The following is an 18,499-nucleotide window of genomic DNA, read 5'->3' on the forward strand; positions in this document are numbered from 1 at the left end:
GTATGGAATGTTTAAAAGATATCTGATACCAAGGTTAATACAATATCTGTTAGTAATTTTTGTTGGTGTAACCATTGTTTTTTTTGTTCCCCGCCTTACTCCCGTGGATCCTGTACAACAGATGATCAATACAATTACAAGAATGGGAACCTATCTTGATCCAAAGGCAGTAGAAAAAATGACAGAGACCTTGAAAGAGTTATATGGATTGAAAGGAAATTTATTTGAGCAATATTTTGCTTTTTGGGGAAGACTTTTAAATGGAGATTTTGGGCCATCACTTTTTAGATTTCCTATTCCAGTTATAAAACTTATAGGGGATTCTTTGCCATGGACCTTGGGACTTCTTACGATAAGTACTTTTTTATCTTGGTTTATAGGAAACATATTAGGTGGAATTGTAGGTTTTTATTATGATAAAAGGTGGGCAAGGGTTATGGAAAGTATAGCTATGGTTATAAGGCCAATTCCCTATTATATATTTGCTCTTATAATTCTCATCGTTTTTTCGTACCTTCTTAAATGGTTTCCTTTGGGTGGTGGTATGCCTGTTGGTGTTGTACCAAGTTTTAGTATTAAATTTATATTTGAATTGTTTAGGTATGCTTTCTTACCTTTAATTTCAATGATGGTATTAGGGATTGCAGTAACATTACAAACTATGAGGCTTATAGTTTCTAATATTGTAAAAGAGGATTTTGTAACTTATGCAAGGGCTGGAGGAGTAAAAAGAAGAATAATCGCTTTTAAATATGTGATTAGAAATGCTATGCTTCCTCAGGTTACTAATTTGGCTTTATCTATGGGGCAAATATTTAGTGGGGCTCTTATTACCGAAATTGTGTTTTCTTATCCAGGAATGGGAACTTTACTATATAACGCAATTGCTACGGGAGATTTTAACTTAATTATGGGAATTGCCACTATATCTATTTTTGGTATTTCAACCTTTATCTTGCTTATAGATCTATTGTATCCATTATTTGACCCTCGTGTTAGATATAGATAAAAATTTTTGAAGGGAATGAGGTAATAATATGGTGGGTATCTTTAAAGATTTATTGAGAGATGGAAAATTCAGGGTAGGATTTATAATTATATGTTTGATTCTCTTTTTAGCTTTGCTTTCTTTTGTATCTCCCTATGATCCTACAAGATGGAATGTAGCTCCAAGAGATTTACCTCCATCATTGCAACATATTTTGGGTACTAATTCTCAAGGGCAAGATGTATTTTGGCAACTTACCTTTGCCATAAGGAACTCTTTAACTATAGCTATAATAGCTGCGTTTTTCTCTAGAATAATAGCTATTATTGTTGGGCTCGTAGCTGGATATAGAGGAGGAAGGCTGGATAGATTTTTAATGGGAATAAATGATAGCTTCTTGGTTTTGCCACTATTGCCAATTTTGATATTAATTTCATCTCTTATCAAAGGGAGGCTAAGCTTTGTAGGCTTAGGTCTTATTTTGAGTGTTTTTGGATGGAGTTGGGATGCTCGAGTAATTAGATCCCAGATATTAAGTTTAAGAGAAAGAGATTTTACATATACTGCTCTATTATCTGGCACAAATACTATTCAATTAGTATTCAAAGAATATTTTCCCTTCGTTATTCCAATTGTTTTTTCAACATTGATAAACAATATGTCATGGGCTATTGGAATGGAGATAACTCTTGCTATTTTAGGTTTGACTAATCTTGAAATTCCAACCTTAGGTACAGTTTTACAGTGGGCTATAAGTTATCAAGCAATGCTTTTAGGTTTGTGGTGGTGGTTGTTAACTCCTGTCGTAACATCAGTATTGCTTTTTGTAAGTTTATATCTACTTTCTGTGAGTATAAGTGAGTATTTAGATCCTCGAACAAGAATACAAAGAATTAGAGTTATAAGGGAGTGATGAAATGGAGATCTTAAAGGCAGAAAATTTAAAGGCTTATTATCTATTAGATATAGGGGGTAAGCTTCATTCTGTAAGAGCAGTTGATAATATAAATATATCTATTAAAGAGAATGAAATTTATGGCATTGCTGGCGAATCAGGGTGTGGAAAGAGTACTCTTATTAAAACTCTTTATGGTATGGTAGAGCCACCACTAAATGTAGTAGGTGGAAAAGTCTATTATAGAATAGATAATGAATATAAAAATATTTTTTCTACGAATGGGTCCTTAGAGAGTATAAGGTGGAATTATATTTCATATATTCCTCAAGGATCAATGAGTGTATTAAATCCAGTGGTAAAAATAATTGAATCTTTTTGGGATTTTATTGGCTCTCATGTTGATATTTCTGATAAAAGTGCTTGGAGAAAAAATATAGAAGAGCATTTTGCTTTACTAGGATTGCCCACGAAGGTTTTGGATGCTTATCCTCACCAATTGTCTGGGGGTATGCGACAAAGGGTTACAATAGCTCTTGCTACTATTCTTAGTCCGAAGATCATAGTAGCTGATGAACCTTCTACTGCTTTGGATGTAGTGGCTCAAAGAGCAGTGATTCAATTATTAAAAGAAATACAAAAGAATTTGAAGAACACTGTTATTCTTGTTACTCATGATATGGGTGTACATGCAAGTATATCTGATAGGATTGCTATAATGTATGCTGGAAAGATTGTAGAGGAGGCTCCTACATCCGAGATTTTTGAGAGCCCACTACATCCTTATACTAAATATCTTATAGGAGCTTTGCCCAAGATTGGAGATAAATCATATAGGGTAAGTGCTCCAGGTGCACCACCATCCCTTTTAAACCCACCATCTGGTTGTAGATTTCACCCAAGGTGTGGTCAAGCTATGGAAGAATGTAAAGTTAATGTACCTGAATTTGTAAGTGTAAATTCAGAACATAGAGTAGCATGCTTTTTATATTCAAAGGAGAGAGAGCTATGAATAAAGAGATACTATTAAGGGTTGAGAATTTAACAAAAATTTTTACATTGGGTTCTATGTTTTCTCGAGTGAAGATAAGTGCTGTTAATAATGTCTCCTTTAATATTAAAGAATCTGAAATTTTTACGCTTGCTGGAGAAAGTGGTAGTGGTAAGACTACAGTTGCCAAGATTATTTTGGGATTTCTTGAACCTACATCTGGAAAGATAATATACAAAGGAAAAAATATAATAGAATCTCAAAAGGAAGATAAGAAGTCTATAAGAAAAGAAGTACAAGCGGTTTTTCAGAATCCATTTGAAACTTTTAATCCATTAAGAATGGTCCATAATTATCTTGTAGAAACTGCTAAAAATCTTGGTGCAAATAGTAATTATCAGGAAGTGATAGAAAATGCATTAAATTTGGTAGGACTTACTTGGAATGACGTGGTAAATAAATATCCAAGTGAGTTTTCTGGAGGACAGCTTCAAAGAATATCTATTGCCAGGTCTTTACTTACTAATCCTACTCTTCTTGTGGCTGATGAGCCTGTATCAATGGTTGATGCTTCTTTGAGAATGTCCATTGTAAATCTCTTTGCAAAACTTAAAAAAGAAATAGGGTTAAGTGTTTTATATATTACTCATGATCTTGCCACAGCATATTATGTTAGTGATAGGATCGCCATAATGTTTAGAGGTGAAATAGTGGAAATGGGATCTGTTGATAAAGTACTAACAGATCCTAAGCATCCATATACAATGTTACTTAAAGAATCTATTCCAGAACCAGATCCAAAGAAAAAATGGACTAAGGATATTAAGATTCTTACTTTAGAGGAAGAAGAATATCAAATGAAAGGTTGTAAATTTATAAGTAGATGTCCATATAGAATGGATAAATGTAAAAATCCAGTACCAGATGTGGAGGTAGATGGAAGAATTGTTAAATGTTGTCTTTATACCTAATATTTAGATAATAATTTTTTCATGCCCTTTTGCTTCTCTTTTCGGTTTATAATAACAAGAAATAAACTGAGAGGGAGGTGAAAGGGCATGGAAATTTTATTTGAAAAAGATATAAATGATGTTAAGTTAAAGGTTGTTAAAGGAGATATAACTCAAGAAAATTTAGATGCTATAGTTAATCCAGCGAACTCCTATTTAAAACATGGAGGTGGGGTAGCAGGAGCTATAGTTAAAGCAGGTGGTGAAACAATACAAAGGGAAAGCGATGAGTATGTTTCCAAATATGGACCTCTTCCAGTAGGATCAGCTATGGTTACATCTGGTGGAAGTTTGAAGACAAAATATGTTATCCATACTGTAGGTCCTCGATGGGGAGAAGGAAATGAACAAGAAAAGCTTCGAAAAGCAGTAAGAAGTGTCTTAGAGATTGCAAAAGAAAGGGGTATTAAATCTATAAGTATCCCTGCAATAAGTTGCGGAATTTTTGGTTTTCCACCAGAGCTTGGCACCAAAATTATTGTAAATACTGTTCTTGATTTTATAAAGCATAATCCAAATGTTTTCGATGAGATTCATTTCATTGGTATAGATAATGAAATTCCAAATCTTTTTATTAAGGCATTAAAGGAGGAAAATTTATGAAGTCACCTGTATATTTTTTATCACTAAGAGCAAAGAATGAAAATCAATCTGTTCTGAGAAGATTAAAAAGACTTGCTAAAAAGCTTTTAGAAGAAAGAATGTCAAAGGGAGATATAGTAGCTATAAAACTTCATTTTGGAGAGCCAGGAAATCATGCCTTTTTAAGACCTATATTTGTTAGACAGGTGGTGGAAGCTGTAAGAGAGCTTGGAGGAAAACCTTTTCTTACTGATGCTAATACTTTATATAAAGGTGGTAGAGCTAATGCTGTGGATCATTTAGAATCAGCCATTTACAATGGTTTTGGATATTCCTCTGTAGGAGCCCCCATAATAATAGCTGATGGAATTTATGGGGATTATTATAAGGAAGTAGAGGTAAATTTAAAACATTTTAAGAAGATAAAAGTGGCAGGAGCTATACATGATGCAGATTTTCTCTTAGTTTTAACTCATGTTAAGGGTCATATGAGTGCTGGATTGGGTGGAGCAATAAAAAATGTAGGTATGGGGTGTGCACCAAGATCAGGAAAACAAATGCAACATGCCCAATTTAAACCTGATCCTAACCCCAACCTTTGTATTGGCTGTAAGAGATGTGTAAATCACTGTCCTACTGGAGCCTTAGAACTTGTTAATAAGAAATCTAAGCTAACAAGGCCTGATTTGTGTATAGGTTGTGGCGAATGTGCAGTTGTTTGTCCTACATCCGCTATAAAAATTTTATGGAATGAATCTGCTATAGGATTACAAGAGAAAATGGCAGAATTTACTTATGGAATGCTGAAACAAAAAGAACCAAAATATGCCTTTATAAATTTTGTAATGGATGTATCTCCAGATTGTGATTGTGCAAGTTGGCATGATGCTAATATTGTTCCTGATGTGGGAATTTTAGGTAGTTGGGATATAGTTGCAATAGATCAGGCATCTTGTGACCTAATCAATTCACAGATTGGTCTAAAAGATACAGCTTTAACAGATAATTTTAATCCTGGAGAAGATAAAATTAAAGCTATACATCCTAATATAGATTGGAGTTTGCAAATAAAATATGCAGAAGAAATAGGACTTGGAAGTAGAGATTATGAATTAATTAGAATGTAAAAAGGGAGAGGTAACAGCCTCTCCCTTTCTTAATGGCAAGAGCTACAATTTCCTCCTGAACAGGAAGAACAACCTGATGATCCTTGTTCAATTCCAGATGTGGCAAACAAAGATATAAGTTTTTTTAGATTTTTACTTCCACACTTAGGACATCGTATCTCTTCATTAGAATATACAAGTTTTTCAAATTTTTCTCCACATTCTTCACATTTAAACTCAAATATAGGCATTGATATCACCTCTGGAATATTTTAAAGATTCTTCTAAATGGATTTTCAGAAACTCTTTGTCTTTCATATAATATACCTTCAGGGATGTCAAGATTATATTTTCTAAGAGTTTTAATTATATCAATTCTTAAGCTTTCTCTTTCTTCTCGTTGGGCATCCTCGCTAAATTTATCATAAAGCAATTCAATGGCTGTTTCTGGTTGGATTCTAAATTCTGTTGCTACTCCATTTTCAAAATGTATTAATTCTGGGAAAAATGGAGAAGAGTTAATCTCCTTCAGTTTTTGCATTAATTTTTCTTTATCTGAATAGTTATTCTTTAAATTTTGTAAAATCTCATTAAAGGCATAGAGGTAAAATTGTTGTTGGGATTCATATTTCTTAATATAATCTAAACCTACTTCTAAATCGTTGAGTTTAGCTAAAAAATCAACAATTAAATTTTTTCTTATTATGTCACCATGTTGTGGAAGTATAATATCGGGAAGAGGAGTTAACCTACCTATTTTATCTATTGCAAGTCTCAAGGCTTCTTTTGATGGCATATATATTTCATGAAAAAGTTTGATTCCCTCCCAGGAATCTTCAGTAGCAAATACCCCATTAACTTCTCTGGAAGATAGACCTCCTAAAAGGTCACCTGAAAAGAGGGCTTTTTTCTCTGGAATAAATAGCATCCAAGCCCCTCTAAAGTGGCAGAAGGGTGTATGTATAAATTCTAAGGTGTCATTGGTTTTAAGTACTACTTTTCTATTTGGGAAATATTCTATGGCTTGAAATCTTTCTCTAGGAATACCATAAAATCTTATTAATCTCCATGTATCTTCAGATGTAATAAGAAGAGCATTTTTATTCATATCCATTATAGGTGCTAAGGATGATGTAACATCTGGATCCTGATGATTTACGTAGATTAAATCTAAATTTTCTACTCCTCCTATAAGATCGTTTAATGTAAAGATTAAGTCTTTAAAATATTCTTGGGGTGTTGGGTCAACTAGAAGGTACACTCTTTCTTTTCCATTTAAAGAAACAAGATATGAATTAGATAAAAAGGGCTGTTCCGGTGTCTGTATCACAGTAATATTATCATTTATCTTTGTGACTTTTAATGGCATATATAAACTCACCTCTTACATTTAAATTTTACATTTATTTTACTACTTTTTTAAAAATATGTATAGGGTCTAATTTTTAGTAAAATAAACTAATAAAATCTCTTATCTAGAAAACCATTGTGCAAACATTTTTTATGGTATAATTTTTAAAAAAGATAGGGGAGTTAAATAATGAGTAGTGTTAAGCCATATGATATGTGTTGGTTGGATTACAGAACTTTAAAAATAAAAGATTTTGATTTATTTAGAACTATTTGTATTGTAGATAATGACAAATCTCTTGAGGTCCCTATCAAGGAACTTAAACACTTTATAAAATATTCCTTTAAAATTAATCCGAGAGTAATAAAAGGAAGCTTTGATTTTTCTAAGTATATTTTGATTGGCAAAATCGATCAAATGAAAGATATTATAAAAGAAGCTAAAATGTGGGAAAGAAAATTAAATAATGAGGGTTTTATACTTAAGAGGATAAAGGAAAATGATAAAGACATATTAATTATAACTGCTAAAAATGAAAGGGCTTTGGTTTATGCAGTTTTTAAATTAATAGAAAATCTCAGAATAGGTGAGAAATTAGATGATTTAAATCATGTAGATAATCCTGCATCTTATTTTAGGATAATTAATCATTGGGATAATTTGGATGGAACAGTAGAAAGAGGGTATGCAGGAAATTCCATTTTTTTTAAAGATAACAAAATCATTATAAATGAGAGGACAAGGGACTATGCTAGACTTTTATCCTCCATTGGTATAAATGGTGTTGTAATAAATAATGTAAATGTGAAGAAAAAAGAAGTAGAGCTTATAACCCATAAATATTTGAAGATTCTTTCAAGACTTGCCAATATATTCTGGGATTACGGAATAAAAATTTATCTTTCAATTAATTTTGCTTCTCCTATTTATCTTGGCGGTCTTTCTACTGCTGATCCTTTAGACAAAAGAGTTTCCATTTGGTGGAAGACAAAAGCAGAAGAAATTTATGATTATATACCTTATTTTGGAGGCTTTTTAGTGAAAGCTGATTCTGAATTTAACCCTGGTCCCCACATGTATGGGAGAACTCATGCAGATGGGGCGAATATGCTTGCAGAAGCCTTAGAACCATATGGGGGATATGTGATATGGAGAACCTTTGTATATAATTGTATGCAAGACTGGAGAGATTATAAAACAGATAGAGCTAGAGCAGCTTATGATAACTTTAAGCCCTTAGATGGAAATTTTTATGAAAATGTGGTACTTCAGATAAAATATGGACCTATGGATTTTCAAGTTAGGGAACCTGTATCACCGCTTTTTGGGGGGATGGAAAAAACTAATCAAATCTTAGAATTGCAAATAACACAAGAGTATACTGGGCAACAAATTCATCTATGTTATTTAGGTACATTGTGGAAGGAAATTTTAGAATTTGATACTTATGCCAAAGGTGAAGGCTCAAAAGTTAAAGAGATTTTGAAAGGAAAAATTTTTGAGACTAAATATAATGGTTTTGCAGGAGTATCAAATGTGGGAGATAGTTCAAATTGGACTGGACATGATCTTGCTCAGGCGAATCTTTATACTTTTGGAGTATTAGCATGGAATCCAGATAGAGATATAGCTAAGGTGGTAGATGATTGGATAAAATTGACATTTGGGGATGATAGCAAAGTAAGAGAAAATATTTCTTATATGTTGTTAAATTCTCATAGAATTTATGAAAAGTATACAACCCCTTTTGGACTTGGTTGGATGGTGAATCCTGGGTATCATTATGGACCCAATCCTGAAGGTTATGAGTATTCTCGTTGGGGTACATATCATAGGGCAAATTATGAGGCTATAGGAATTGATAGAACTTCAAAAGGAACAGGTTATACTCTTCAATATCATTCTCCTTGGAGAGAGATTTATGATGATATAAATAAATGTCCAGAAGACTTACTTCTTTTCTTCCACAGGGTTCCATATAAATTTATTTTGAAATCTGGAAAAACTCTTATACAGCAAATATATGACCTCCATTTTGAGGGGGTAGAAGAAGTAGAAGTTCTTAAGGAAAAATGGTATGAATTGAAAGAAAGAATTGATGATAAAATATTTGAAAGAGTTTCTAAAAGATTGGAAATGCAGTTGGAACATGCGAAGGAATGGAGAGATGTTATAAATACTTATTTCTTTAGAAAGACTGGAATTCCCGACGATAAGGGAAGGAAAATATATCCATAAGGGGGAGAATGAGATGAAAGAAAAAGATTGGGATATTTTATTAAAAGCGGTTCAGTTTAAGGAACAAGATGATATTCCTATAGCACTGATTGTGGATAGTCCATGGATTCCTGGATATTTGGGAATTTCTCATCTACAGTTTTATGTTGTTCCTGAGATTTGGATTGAGGCTTATAAGGAGATAAAAAAACAGTTTTCCGAAGTTATTTTTATACCCGATTTTTGGGTTGAATATGGTATGGCACAAGAGCCTTCAGGATTTGGATCAAAAATAATTTTCTATGAAAATTCTACACCAAGTATAGAACCAATTATATATTCTGCAGATGATCTTCCAGAATTTTTAAAGAGAGTAAAAAAACCAAATCCTAAAACTGATGGTCTAATGCCTCTTGTACTTGAATTATATAAATATGTAGAACCTAAAATAAATAGTATGGGTGAATCAATAAAAATTGTAGCTGCAAGAGGACCTTTTGCAGTAGCGTCTCATTTAATGGGGGTTACTGAGTTCTTAGTATCTATAAAATTATATCCAGAAGAGGCTAAAAAGCTAATTGATATTACAACAGAACTTGTAATTGATTTTCTTACTGCTCAGATAGAAATATTGCATGAGGTAGAGGGGATATTGGTGTTAGATGATATAGTGGGTTTCTTCTCTGAACGTGATTATTTAGAATTTGTACATCCATCTTTGAAAAAGATATTCTCTACTTTTGATTTCCCAGTTAAGATTTATCATAATGATACAAATAATAATGTTTTTTACAAGTATTTACCAGATTTAGGAATTAATATTTTTAATTTTACTCATCTTCAAAATATAAAAGATGTTTATGAAATGACTCAAGGGAAAATATGTCTTATGGGAAATGTTCCACCTCTTGATATCCTTGTTAAAGGAAAAGAAGAAGATGTAAAAAGAAGTGTTGAAAATATATTAAAAGATTATGGTCAAAAAAAGGGTATTATATTATCAGCTGGAGGAGGTGTGTCTCCAGGGACACCAGGAGAAAATATTAGAGCCTTAATAGAAGCAGTTAAGAAATTCAAATTTTAATTGTTTTTTGACTTTTAAAAATTTATCTTATATAATCCTTTTAAGGAAGATCAGGCCATAAAGCCGGGCCTTGTAATCTAAAGGCAGCAAGCTTTGTTAATATGCTTGCGGGACTTCCTGCGAAATGCAGGAATTTTTGTTTTTAGGAGGATAAACAATGAAGAAATTCAATGCCTGGCTTTTTGAAAAAATATTTTCTAAAAAAGAAGTTGATAGAAGGTATGTAGGATATTTAGAAGGTTGGATAAGTGTGGTAGGTAATTTGATTTTTTTTCTCTTTAAATACTTTTCTGGTGTATATTTAAGAAGTATTGCTCTTATAGCTGATGCTTTTCATTCTCTTTCTGATGTTTTAACTTCTATCATCGTTATCCTTGGCTTTAGATTAGGGAATAAACCTGCTGATAAGGAACATCCTTTTGGCCATGGTAGGATAGAAGAGATAGCCACTCTTGTAATAGCTATTCTTCTTATCATAGTAGCAATTGAGCTTGCTAAAGAATCTTTTGAAAGAATTTTACATTCTCAAAAAGTTAGTTTTAATCTTATGGTTTTTCTATTACTCATAATTTTTGCAATTTTTAAAGAATGGATGGCTAGATTTTCTATTTTTCTTGGAGAAAAGATTGATTCATCAACCCTAATTGCTGATGCATGGCATCACCGAAGTGATGCTATTGCTACTATTCTTGTGGCTCTTAGTCTTGTCTTTGCAATGTTTGAATGGTATATCTTAGATGGTATTTTAGGATTGATTGTTTCGTTATTAATTTTTTTAGTTGGTTTTGATTTGATTAAATCTTCTACTAATTTTCTTATAGGAGAAGCCCCTAAATTGGAGTTTATAAAGAAAATAGAAAGTATTGTATGTTCTATACCAGGTGTTTTAAACTATCACGATATATTAGTGCATGATTATAAAAATCAAAAGGTAATAACTATACATATCGAGGTAGAAAATAATCTTACCGCAAAAGAAGCTCATGAAATTGCTTTGAGGGTTCAAGATTCTATAAAGAAAAATATTGAAAATTCAGATGTTGTGGTTCATATTGACCCAAAAGGAGAAAGGGAGGATTAAATCCTCCCTATTTATACAAAGAAATGAATCTTCTTATAGATCTGTCATAAGTTCTTTCTACTTCGGGAGGAAAATAACATGCTGGAAGCTCTCCATGACTTCTGTGATATGCTAAACACTCACAACAAATACCTTTTCTTGGGCAAGGCTCGTAAGTACAATTACATTTATTTAAATTATTCTGTATTTTACATTCAGCCATCAGAAATCACCTCCTTTTATACATATTATATCAAAATATAGAGATTTATTTATGGGTAAAGAATTTTCTTTCCAATGGCATTTAACAGATCTTTGTAATCTTAGATGTAAGCATTGTTATCAAGATAGTTATGATAATAGAAAAGATAAGTCTTTTGATGATATTAAAAAGATCCTTTATAATTTGGTGAATTACTTTGAGAAGCAAAACTTTGAGACTGTTAGCATCAATTTAACGGGTGGTGAACCTTTTTTATTCCCCCATTTAATTCCTCTTTTAGAAGAAATTGAAAAGATTCAGGTAATTAAGGATGTTAATATAATAACTAATGGTGTAAATTTTAAGGATGAAAATCATCTTAAAAAGTTTAAAAGATTAAAATACTTAAAAGTTTCTTTGGAAGGAGCGACAGAAAAAACTAATGACCTTATAAGAGGAGAAGGGGTTTTTAAAAGAGTTATAAGTAATCTTGAAAATATCTCATATCCTTTTCTGTTAATGTTCACTCTAGCAAAATATAATTACAAAGAATTGGATCTGATGTACAGGCTTGCAGAAAAAGTAGGAGCAAAGGGCTTTATACTTGAAAGATTTATTCCGTTAGGCGAAGGAAATAAGATTAAAGAAATGGTTCTTTCTTATAAGGAATGGTATGATGTAGTAGAAAGAATTTCATTTTGGAGTGATGGTGAAGTTGAAGATCTCTTACCCTATAAAGCTTTTTATGTTGATTTTGAGAAAAATACTATCTGGGGAGCCTTGTGCAATTTAGGAGAGTCATGTGCTATTATGCCGAATGGAGACATTTACCCTTGTAGGAGATTACCTTTGATTTTGGGAAATGCTTTATATGATGATTTCAGTATAATTTATGAAAAGATTGTAAAATTTAGGGATAATTTTAGTAGAAATAAATTAAAGGGAAAGTGCCGTTTATGTTCTGAGGCTGATTGTATAGGTTGTAGGGCCTTGACTTATTCCTTTTTTGATGATATATATGCTGAGGATTTCCAGTGTTGGAAATTACAAATTTAATGGTAGTAATTTTTCCTTCAATATTTTAAGGTTTATCACATCTTCACGATTGTATTCTAATAATAATCTTAAAGCGTAGATGTCTCCATATTCTATATAATGATTCCATAAGATTACAGCCATCTTACTATCTATATTTTTTAATTTTCTTGTGATACCTAATTTTTCCTCAATTCTTTTTAAGCCTCCGTATAAACCCCTTTTCCAGCATGAATACATTAAATCCTGATGGTATATATGTTCTTCAAGATCAAGACCTAATTTTTCCTTTATGAAAGGTAAATCAAAACGAGATCCATTATAAGTATACAATGTATGAGCTTTTTCCAATAAAATTATGATATTATAAGCTGTTATTTCAGGACCTATTAGTTGGTGAAAATATTCTTCATAATCGTTTTCCAAAAGTATACCTACAACTGTAATATAAGATGATGCAGGATTTAGCCCTGTGGTTTCAATATCTAAATAAGCATTATATATTTTAATCATATTTTTTTAGGGGGAGCACATGATTCTCTTATTACTAATTTGGTGGGTAGTATAACCTCTTTTTTCTTTTTTCTGCCTCTTTTAAGCCTTTCAAATAAAAGTTTTACAGCTGTTTCACCAAGTTCATATGCTGGTTGATATACAGCTGTTAGGGGGGGTGAAAAATATGGGAACCATTCCATATCATCAAAAGATATTAATGATAGATCAGAAGGAATTTTTACTCCTATTTCAGTAATCCTTTTTAGTGATCCTAACACCATTAAGTTATTACTTGAGAAAATAGCTGTTGGTGGATTTTTTAAGTTTAAAAGATAGCTTGTTCCTTCATAACCTCCCTTTTCTTTAAAGTCTCCTTCATAAATTAAATTGTTATCTTTTTTAATATTATTATCTTCTAAAGCTTTAAGATATCCCTCCAATCTTTCATACCCTGTTGTAGTGTCTAATGGTCCTGTAATTATACCAATTCTCTTATGTCCTAAACTTATTAAATAATTTATAGCATCATAAGTACCTTTCACATTATCTACTAAAACCACATCTTCATCTAATCCTTCTATTTTCCTATCTACTAAAACAATTGGTATATTTTTTTCCCTAAATAAATCCAGATTTTCTCTTGTTTCACTACTTTTACTTGGAGTAATTATTAATCCATCTACTCTTCTACTAAATAGCACTTCTATATAGTTTTTTTCCTTTTCTACATCTTCATCAGAGTTACATAATATTAGATTATAGTTAAATTTTGTGAGATAATCCTCTACGCCCCTAACAACCTCTGGATAGAATAGGTTTGTAATATTAGATATTATTAATCCTATGGTATTAGTTATTTTTTTTCGTAAACTACTAGCTAAAATGTTAGGTCTATATCCTAAGGTTTTTATAGCTTCATATACTCTTTCTCTTGTTTCTTTTTCTACATATCTTGTTTTATTTATCACATGAGAAACAGTACTAATGGAAACTCCCGCTAATTTAGCCACATCTTTCATTGTTGGAGATTTTTTTTCTTGTCTTCTCATATGCTTCCTTCTCTCCTTTAAATTTTTTATTTTTTTGTAATCAGTTTGTTTTATTCTAAATTTTTTTAAGAATTCTTTCAAGAAGAAATATAAAACTGGAACCATTTATTAGTTTTTTTATGAAACCTTTCTTTAATATTGACATAAAATAAAATTTAATTTATATTATAAGCAAACGATTGCAAAGCGTTTTCTTATAAAGTGGATAATAATTTTTAGGGGACCAAAAAATTATCCTTGGAATAGATTAAAGGGGGGAAAAGAAGTGAAAGAATATATCATCAAAAGACTTCTATATATGATATTAACTTTGTTCTTTATATCTATAATTGTTTTTATAGTGATACAACTTCCTCCAGGGGATTTTCTTACTTCTTATATAGCTCAACTTGCTACAAGTGGTGAGTCTGTAAATCTTGAAACAATTGAAGCTTTAAAAAAACAATATGGTCTTGATAAACCCATATGGGAGCAATATTTATTATGGATATGGAATGTGTTACATGGGGATTTTGGTAGATCTCTTTTATATAATAGACCAGTAAGTGAACTCATAGGAGAAAGGCTTGCAATAACCTTCGTTATTTCTTTATTTACACTTATCTTTATATGGGTTGTAGGATTTTTAATTGGTACCTACTCTGCCACTCACCAATACTCTTTTGGAGATTATTTATTTACCTTTTTAGGATATATTGGTCTTTCTGTACCTGCTTTTATGGTTGCTTTAATATTGCTATGGGTAGCTTATGCTTATTTTGGACAAAATCTTACAGGACTTTTTTCTCCTGAATATTTAGAAGCTCCTTGGAGTTTAGCAAAATTTTTAGATATGTTGAAACATATATGGGTTCCAGTAGTGATTATTGGACTTGCAAACACAGCAGGAATGATAAGAACTCTAAGAGCTAATCTTTTAGATGAATTGAATAAGCCATATGTATTAACAGCAAGAGCAAAAGGACTTCAAGAATGGAAAGTAGTATTTAAATATCCTCTTAGAATAGCTTTAATTCCTTTTATAAGTACTGTTGGTTGGTCACTTCCGTTTTTGGTTTCAGGAGCTGAGATTACAGCTATCGTATTAAATTTACCTACATCAGGACCTTTGCTCTTAGAATCTTTAAGAAATCAGGATATGTATTTAGCTGGTGCATTCCTCCTTATGTTAAGTTGTTTAACCTTATTGGGTACATTGATCTCAGATATTCTTCTTGCATGGGTAGATCCAAGGGTAAGGTATGAATAGGAGGGATAATATGTCAAAGATGGAAAAGAGAGAAGAAATAATAGAAGAAAGTTATATAGAGAAGGAGGAAAAAATTTATGTGGCTTCTCAATGGAAACTTATGTGGTGGAGATTCAAAAGAAACAAATTGGCTATTTTAGGAGGTATAATATTAATAATCTTTTATATAATTGCAGTCTTTTGTGAATTTTTTGCTCCAAGTGATCCCTACAAATACGATGTTCGTTATGTACTTGCACCACCTCAAAAAATTCATTTTATTGATGAAACTGGCTTTCATTTGAGGCCTTTTGTATATGCATATAAAATGGAGGTTGATCCTAATACCTTAAAAAGGATCTATACAGAAGATAAATCCAAAAAGTATCCTATTAAATTTTTTGTTAGGGGCCATGAGTATAAAGTATTAGGTTTATTTAAAAGTAATATTCATCTATTTGGAGTAGAGGGAGATGGACACATATTTTTATTTGGTACTGATAGCTTAGGCAGAGATGTATTTTCTAGGGTAATATATGGTACGAGAATTTCTACCACTGTGGGTCTTGTAGGTATTTTTTTAAGTTTTATTTTTGGAATAGTGATTGGGGGTATTTCAGGATATTTTGGTGGTCCTTTTGACTTGCTTATTCAAAGAGTTATAGAAATTTTAAGAAGTATACCAACATTACCTCTATGGATGGCACTTTCCGCAGCTGTACCTGCTAATTGGTCTCCTGTAAAGGTTTATTTTGCAATATCCATAATACTTTCTTTTATTGGTTGGACGGGTCTTGCTCGTGAGGTAAGAAGTAAGTTTTTGTCTTTAAGAGAGGAAGATTTTGTTACAGCTGCAAAATTAGCTGGAGCCAGTGAAAGAAGAGTTATATTTAGACACTTATTACCATCTTTCTTAAGCCATATTATAGCTTCTTTAACCCTGTCAATACCTAGCATGATTATTGGAGAGACATCTCTTAGTTTCTTGGGCTTAGGTATAAGACCACCTGCTCTTAGTTGGGGGGTTTTAATACAGGATGCTCAAAACTTTAGAACTGTGGCATTGGCTCCTTGGTTACTCCTTCCTGTTTTGTTTGTAATATTAGTTGTTCTTTCTTTTAATTTTGTAGGAGATGGTTTGAGGGATGCGGCAGATCCTTATGCGAGATAAGGAGGAATAAATGATGGATAAATTATTGGAAGTAAAAGATTTAAGAACGTATTTTGTGTTAGAAGAGGGAGTGGTAAAGGCAGTTGATGGAATTAGCTTTGATATTAAGCAAGGAAAAACTCTTGGGATTGTTGGAGAATCGGGTTGTGGTAAAAGCGTTACCGCCCTTTCCATATTAAAGTTAACTGGTCCAAGAAGTAAAATTCAAGGAGAAATCTTTTTATATAGAGATGGAGAAATTATTGATCTGGTAAAGTTAGATCCTAAGGGGAACGAAATTAGAAGTATAAGAGGGAAAGAGATTGCTATGATATTCCAAGAACCTGGAGCCTCTTTTTCTCCTGTACATACTGTGGGGGAACAGATTATAGAGGCTATTATGTTACATCAAAAGCTTGACAAAAAGTCTGCGAGAGAAGCAGCAATTGAGTTAATGAGGATTGCAGGAATTCCAAGACCAGAATTGAGAATAGATGAATATCCTCATCAATTCAGTGGTGGAATGTTACAAAGGGCAATGATTGCTATGGCTTTATCTTGTAGACCAAGATTATTGATAGCGGATGAACCTACAACTAACTTAGATGTGACAATTCAAGCTCAAATATTAGAGCTTATGAAGGAATTACAGAAACAATTTGGCATGGCAGTTATGATGATAACCCATAACTTAGGAGTTATAGCAGAAATGGCAGAAGAGGTTATAGTAATGTATCTTGGAAAGATAGTGGAGAGTGGTTCGGTGGAAGATATATTCTATGACCCCTTACATCCTTACACGAAAGCCTTATTGGAATCTATTCCTAAAATAGGAAAGAAAGTTAGGGGAAGATTAAAAGCTATAAAAGGAATTGTTCCTGATCCTTACAATATGCCAACTGGTTGTACATTTCATCCAAGATGTCCACAATTTGTAAATGGTTTATGTAATGTAAGAGTTCCAGAATTAAAAGAAGTAAAACCAGGACATAAAGTGAGCTGTTTACTTTATGGAGAGGTAGAAAAGTCATGAATGGTATCCTTTTGGAAGTAAAAAATTTGAAGAAATATTTTCCTGTGACAAAAGGCTTCTTTAAAAAACAGATTGCAACGGTTAAAGCTGTAGATGATATTAGCTTTTTTGTAAGGGAGGGAGAAACCTTAGGGCTTGTTGGTGAGTCTGGTTGTGGAAAAACTACGACTGGTAAAGTAATATTGAGGGCATATGACCCAACAGGAGGAGATGTTATTCTTCATGTTGATGGAATATCTATTAATGTGGCTAAGCTACCCAATAATGAATTAAATAAAGTTAGAAAATATATGCAGATGGTCTTTCAGGATCCTTTTAGATCTTTGAACCCAAGAATGACTGTTAAAGAGATTATTGGAGAGCCGCTTCTTGTAAATGGGATTGCAAAGGGTAAGGAGTTAGAGGAACGGGTAGCAGATTTAATGAGGAAAGTTGGATTAAGACCTGAATATATGAGAAGATATCCTCATGCTTTTTCTGGTGGACAGAGACAAAGAATAAGTATTGCAAGGGCTTTGGCTCTTAATCCTAAATTAGTGGTTTGTGATGAACCAGTTTCTGCTCTTGATGTTTCAATTCAGGCCCAAGTGTTGAATCTTCTTAAAGATTTACAAGAAGAATTTCATTTAACCTATCTTTTTATATCTCATGATTTAGGAGTAGTAGAACATATTTGTGATAGGGTGGCTGTTATGTATGTAGGTAAGATTGTAGAATTGGCAAGGACAGAGGAAATCTTTGAAAAACCAAGACATCCATATACAGAAGCTTTACTTTCTGCTGTTCCGAAACCTGATCCGAAGATGCGAACTCGTAGAATTTTATTAAAGGGAGAAGTACCTGATGCTTCAAACCCTCCTTCTGGATGTTATTTTCATCCAAGGTGTAATTATGCTAAGGAAATATGTAAGGAGGTGATGCCAGATTTAATTGATATAGGTAATGAACATTACGTGGCTTGTCATTTTGCTAAAGAACTTGACTTGAAGGGTATTCCAATTGTATAGATGAGAGGGGGTTAAA

General features: G+C 32.3%; 19 protein-coding genes. 14 read left to right on the forward strand and 5 right to left on the reverse strand.

Translation table 11 applies throughout. The features are described 5' to 3' along the window. The first annotated feature begins 7 nt into the window (after positions 1–7). The 6 genes from ACY3IT_RS03155 (at position 8) to ACY3IT_RS03180 (ending at position 5,593) form a co-directional block, all read left to right on the forward strand. Positions 8–1,009: an ABC transporter permease gene (locus ACY3IT_RS03155; protein WP_463083341.1), complete on the forward strand. Its 1,002-nt coding sequence runs from the start codon at positions 8–10 to the stop codon at positions 1,007–1,009. A 31-nt stretch (positions 1,010–1,040) separates the two neighbouring features. Beyond that, the gene (locus ACY3IT_RS03160; RefSeq protein WP_463083613.1) at positions 1,041–1,901 is read left to right on the forward strand and encodes an ABC transporter permease; all 861 of its coding nucleotides are present in this window, start codon (positions 1,041–1,043) and stop codon (positions 1,899–1,901) included. Positions 1,902–1,905: 4 nt separating this feature from the next. Then, the gene (locus ACY3IT_RS03165; protein WP_463083342.1) at positions 1,906–2,895 is read left to right on the forward strand and encodes an ABC transporter ATP-binding protein; all 990 of its coding nucleotides are present in this window, start codon (positions 1,906–1,908) and stop codon (positions 2,893–2,895) included. After that, positions 2,892–3,845 (forward strand): ABC transporter ATP-binding protein, encoded by a 954-nt coding sequence (locus ACY3IT_RS03170; RefSeq protein ID WP_463083343.1) that lies wholly within the window; start codon positions 2,892–2,894, stop codon positions 3,843–3,845. Before ACY3IT_RS03165 ends, ACY3IT_RS03170 begins: the two co-directional genes overlap by 4 nt. An 87-nt stretch (positions 3,846–3,932) precedes the next feature. Next, positions 3,933–4,487, forward strand: a complete 555-nt coding sequence (locus tag ACY3IT_RS03175; protein WP_463083344.1) for a macro domain-containing protein — start codon at positions 3,933–3,935, stop codon at positions 4,485–4,487. After that, positions 4,484–5,593, forward strand: coding sequence for a DUF362 domain-containing protein (locus ACY3IT_RS03180; RefSeq protein ID WP_463083345.1), 1,110 nt, complete (start codon positions 4,484–4,486; stop codon positions 5,591–5,593). The genes ACY3IT_RS03175 and ACY3IT_RS03180 overlap by 4 nt, the downstream gene beginning before the upstream one ends. A gap of 29 nt (positions 5,594–5,622) precedes the next feature. Here the strand turns inward: ACY3IT_RS03180 and ACY3IT_RS03185 are convergent, their stop codons facing one another. Both ACY3IT_RS03185 and ACY3IT_RS03190 read right to left on the reverse strand, forming a co-directional pair. Then, positions 5,623–5,823 carry an FmdB family zinc ribbon protein gene (locus ACY3IT_RS03185; RefSeq protein ID WP_463083346.1) on the reverse strand — a complete coding sequence of 67 codons (201 nt, stop codon included), beginning with the start codon at positions 5,821–5,823 and terminating at the stop codon, positions 5,623–5,625. Between the two features lie 5 nt (positions 5,824–5,828). After that, a complete protein-coding gene (locus tag ACY3IT_RS03190) occupies positions 5,829–6,941 on the reverse strand; it encodes an oxygen-binding di-iron domain-containing protein (protein ID WP_463083347.1) in 1,113 nt (370 codons plus the stop codon). A gap of 171 nt (positions 6,942–7,112) precedes the next feature. Between ACY3IT_RS03190 and ACY3IT_RS03195 the strand changes: the two genes are divergently transcribed. The 3 genes from ACY3IT_RS03195 (at position 7,113) to ACY3IT_RS03205 (ending at position 11,305) form a co-directional block, all read left to right on the forward strand. Beyond that, positions 7,113–9,161 carry an alpha-glucuronidase family glycosyl hydrolase gene (locus ACY3IT_RS03195; RefSeq protein ID WP_463083348.1) on the forward strand — a complete coding sequence of 683 codons (2,049 nt, stop codon included), beginning with the start codon at positions 7,113–7,115 and terminating at the stop codon, positions 9,159–9,161. A 13-nt stretch (positions 9,162–9,174) separates the two neighbouring features. Next, positions 9,175–10,224 carry a uroporphyrinogen decarboxylase family protein gene (locus ACY3IT_RS03200; protein ID WP_463083349.1) on the forward strand — a complete coding sequence of 350 codons (1,050 nt, stop codon included), beginning with the start codon at positions 9,175–9,177 and terminating at the stop codon, positions 10,222–10,224. A 157-nt stretch (positions 10,225–10,381) separates the two neighbouring features. After that, entirely contained in the window at positions 10,382–11,305 is a 924-nt protein-coding gene (locus ACY3IT_RS03205; RefSeq protein ID WP_463083350.1) for a cation diffusion facilitator family transporter, read from the forward strand. Between the two features lie 7 nt (positions 11,306–11,312). On the opposite strand, the gene ACY3IT_RS03210 is transcribed toward ACY3IT_RS03205, so the two are convergent. Then, the gene (locus ACY3IT_RS03210) at positions 11,313–11,507 is read right to left on the reverse strand and encodes a DUF6485 family protein (protein WP_463083351.1); all 195 of its coding nucleotides are present in this window, start codon (positions 11,505–11,507) and stop codon (positions 11,313–11,315) included. Positions 11,508–11,558: 51 nt separating this feature from the next. Here ACY3IT_RS03210 and ACY3IT_RS03215 point away from each other — a divergent pair, with 51 nt between their 5' ends. Then, entirely contained in the window at positions 11,559–12,542 is a 984-nt protein-coding gene (locus ACY3IT_RS03215) for a radical SAM protein (protein WP_463083352.1), read from the forward strand. Here ACY3IT_RS03215 and ACY3IT_RS03220 read toward each other — a convergent pair. Both ACY3IT_RS03220 and ACY3IT_RS03225 read right to left on the reverse strand, forming a co-directional pair. Beyond that, positions 12,531–13,034 (reverse strand): ribonuclease H-like domain-containing protein, encoded by a 504-nt coding sequence (locus ACY3IT_RS03220; protein WP_463083353.1) that lies wholly within the window; start codon positions 13,032–13,034, stop codon positions 12,531–12,533. The genes ACY3IT_RS03215 and ACY3IT_RS03220 overlap by 12 nt on opposite strands. Continuing rightward, positions 13,031–14,065: a LacI family DNA-binding transcriptional regulator gene (locus ACY3IT_RS03225; protein WP_463083354.1), complete on the reverse strand. Its 1,035-nt coding sequence runs from the start codon at positions 14,063–14,065 to the stop codon at positions 13,031–13,033. Before ACY3IT_RS03225 ends, ACY3IT_RS03220 begins: the two co-directional genes overlap by 4 nt. Before the next feature lie 265 nt (positions 14,066–14,330). Between ACY3IT_RS03225 and ACY3IT_RS03230 the strand changes: the two genes are divergently transcribed. The 4 genes from ACY3IT_RS03230 to ACY3IT_RS03245 are packed head-to-tail and all read left to right on the forward strand — an operon-like array spanning position 14,331 to position 18,483. Continuing rightward, positions 14,331–15,314: an ABC transporter permease gene (locus ACY3IT_RS03230; RefSeq protein WP_463083355.1), complete on the forward strand. Its 984-nt coding sequence runs from the start codon at positions 14,331–14,333 to the stop codon at positions 15,312–15,314. A gap of 10 nt (positions 15,315–15,324) precedes the next feature. Then, positions 15,325–16,464: an ABC transporter permease gene (locus ACY3IT_RS03235; protein WP_463083356.1), complete on the forward strand. Its 1,140-nt coding sequence runs from the start codon at positions 15,325–15,327 to the stop codon at positions 16,462–16,464. 13 nt (positions 16,465–16,477) lie between these two features. Further along, entirely contained in the window at positions 16,478–17,476 is a 999-nt protein-coding gene (locus ACY3IT_RS03240; RefSeq protein ID WP_463083614.1) for an ABC transporter ATP-binding protein, read from the forward strand. Continuing rightward, a complete protein-coding gene (locus ACY3IT_RS03245) occupies positions 17,473–18,483 on the forward strand; it encodes an ABC transporter ATP-binding protein (protein ID WP_463083357.1) in 1,011 nt (336 codons plus the stop codon). The genes ACY3IT_RS03240 and ACY3IT_RS03245 overlap by 4 nt, the downstream gene beginning before the upstream one ends. Positions 18,484–18,499 lie beyond the last annotated feature (16 nt).

Source organism: Dictyoglomus sp. GBS (genome assembly GCF_055179815.1).

Coding starts and splice junctions, on each gene's coding strand:
- ACY3IT_RS03155 (WP_463083341.1), top strand. CDS start 8: ATGTTTAAAAGATATCTGATACCAAGGTTAATACAATATCTGTTAGTA.
- ACY3IT_RS03175 (WP_463083344.1), top strand. CDS start 3,933: ATGGAAATTTTATTTGAAAAAGATATAAATGATGTTAAGTTAAAGGTT.
- ACY3IT_RS03220 (WP_463083353.1), bottom strand. CDS start 13,034: ATGATTAAAATATATAATGCTTATTTAGATATTGAAACCACAGGGCTA.
- ACY3IT_RS03165 (WP_463083342.1), top strand. CDS start 1,906: ATGGAGATCTTAAAGGCAGAAAATTTAAAGGCTTATTATCTATTAGAT.
- ACY3IT_RS03180 (WP_463083345.1), top strand. CDS start 4,484: ATGAAGTCACCTGTATATTTTTTATCACTAAGAGCAAAGAATGAAAAT.
- ACY3IT_RS03190 (WP_463083347.1), bottom strand. CDS start 6,941: ATGCCATTAAAAGTCACAAAGATAAATGATAATATTACTGTGATACAG.
- ACY3IT_RS03240 (WP_463083614.1), top strand. CDS start 16,478: ATGGATAAATTATTGGAAGTAAAAGATTTAAGAACGTATTTTGTGTTA.
- ACY3IT_RS03185 (WP_463083346.1), bottom strand. CDS start 5,823: ATGCCTATATTTGAGTTTAAATGTGAAGAATGTGGAGAAAAATTTGAA.
- ACY3IT_RS03200 (WP_463083349.1), top strand. CDS start 9,175: ATGAAAGAAAAAGATTGGGATATTTTATTAAAAGCGGTTCAGTTTAAG.
- ACY3IT_RS03235 (WP_463083356.1), top strand. CDS start 15,325: ATGTCAAAGATGGAAAAGAGAGAAGAAATAATAGAAGAAAGTTATATA.
- ACY3IT_RS03195 (WP_463083348.1), top strand. CDS start 7,113: ATGAGTAGTGTTAAGCCATATGATATGTGTTGGTTGGATTACAGAACT.
- ACY3IT_RS03215 (WP_463083352.1), top strand. CDS start 11,559: ATGGGTAAAGAATTTTCTTTCCAATGGCATTTAACAGATCTTTGTAAT.
- ACY3IT_RS03205 (WP_463083350.1), top strand. CDS start 10,382: ATGAAGAAATTCAATGCCTGGCTTTTTGAAAAAATATTTTCTAAAAAA.
- ACY3IT_RS03210 (WP_463083351.1), bottom strand. CDS start 11,507: ATGGCTGAATGTAAAATACAGAATAATTTAAATAAATGTAATTGTACT.
- ACY3IT_RS03170 (WP_463083343.1), top strand. CDS start 2,892: ATGAATAAAGAGATACTATTAAGGGTTGAGAATTTAACAAAAATTTTT.
- ACY3IT_RS03245 (WP_463083357.1), top strand. CDS start 17,473: ATGAATGGTATCCTTTTGGAAGTAAAAAATTTGAAGAAATATTTTCCT.
- ACY3IT_RS03225 (WP_463083354.1), bottom strand. CDS start 14,065: ATGAGAAGACAAGAAAAAAAATCTCCAACAATGAAAGATGTGGCTAAA.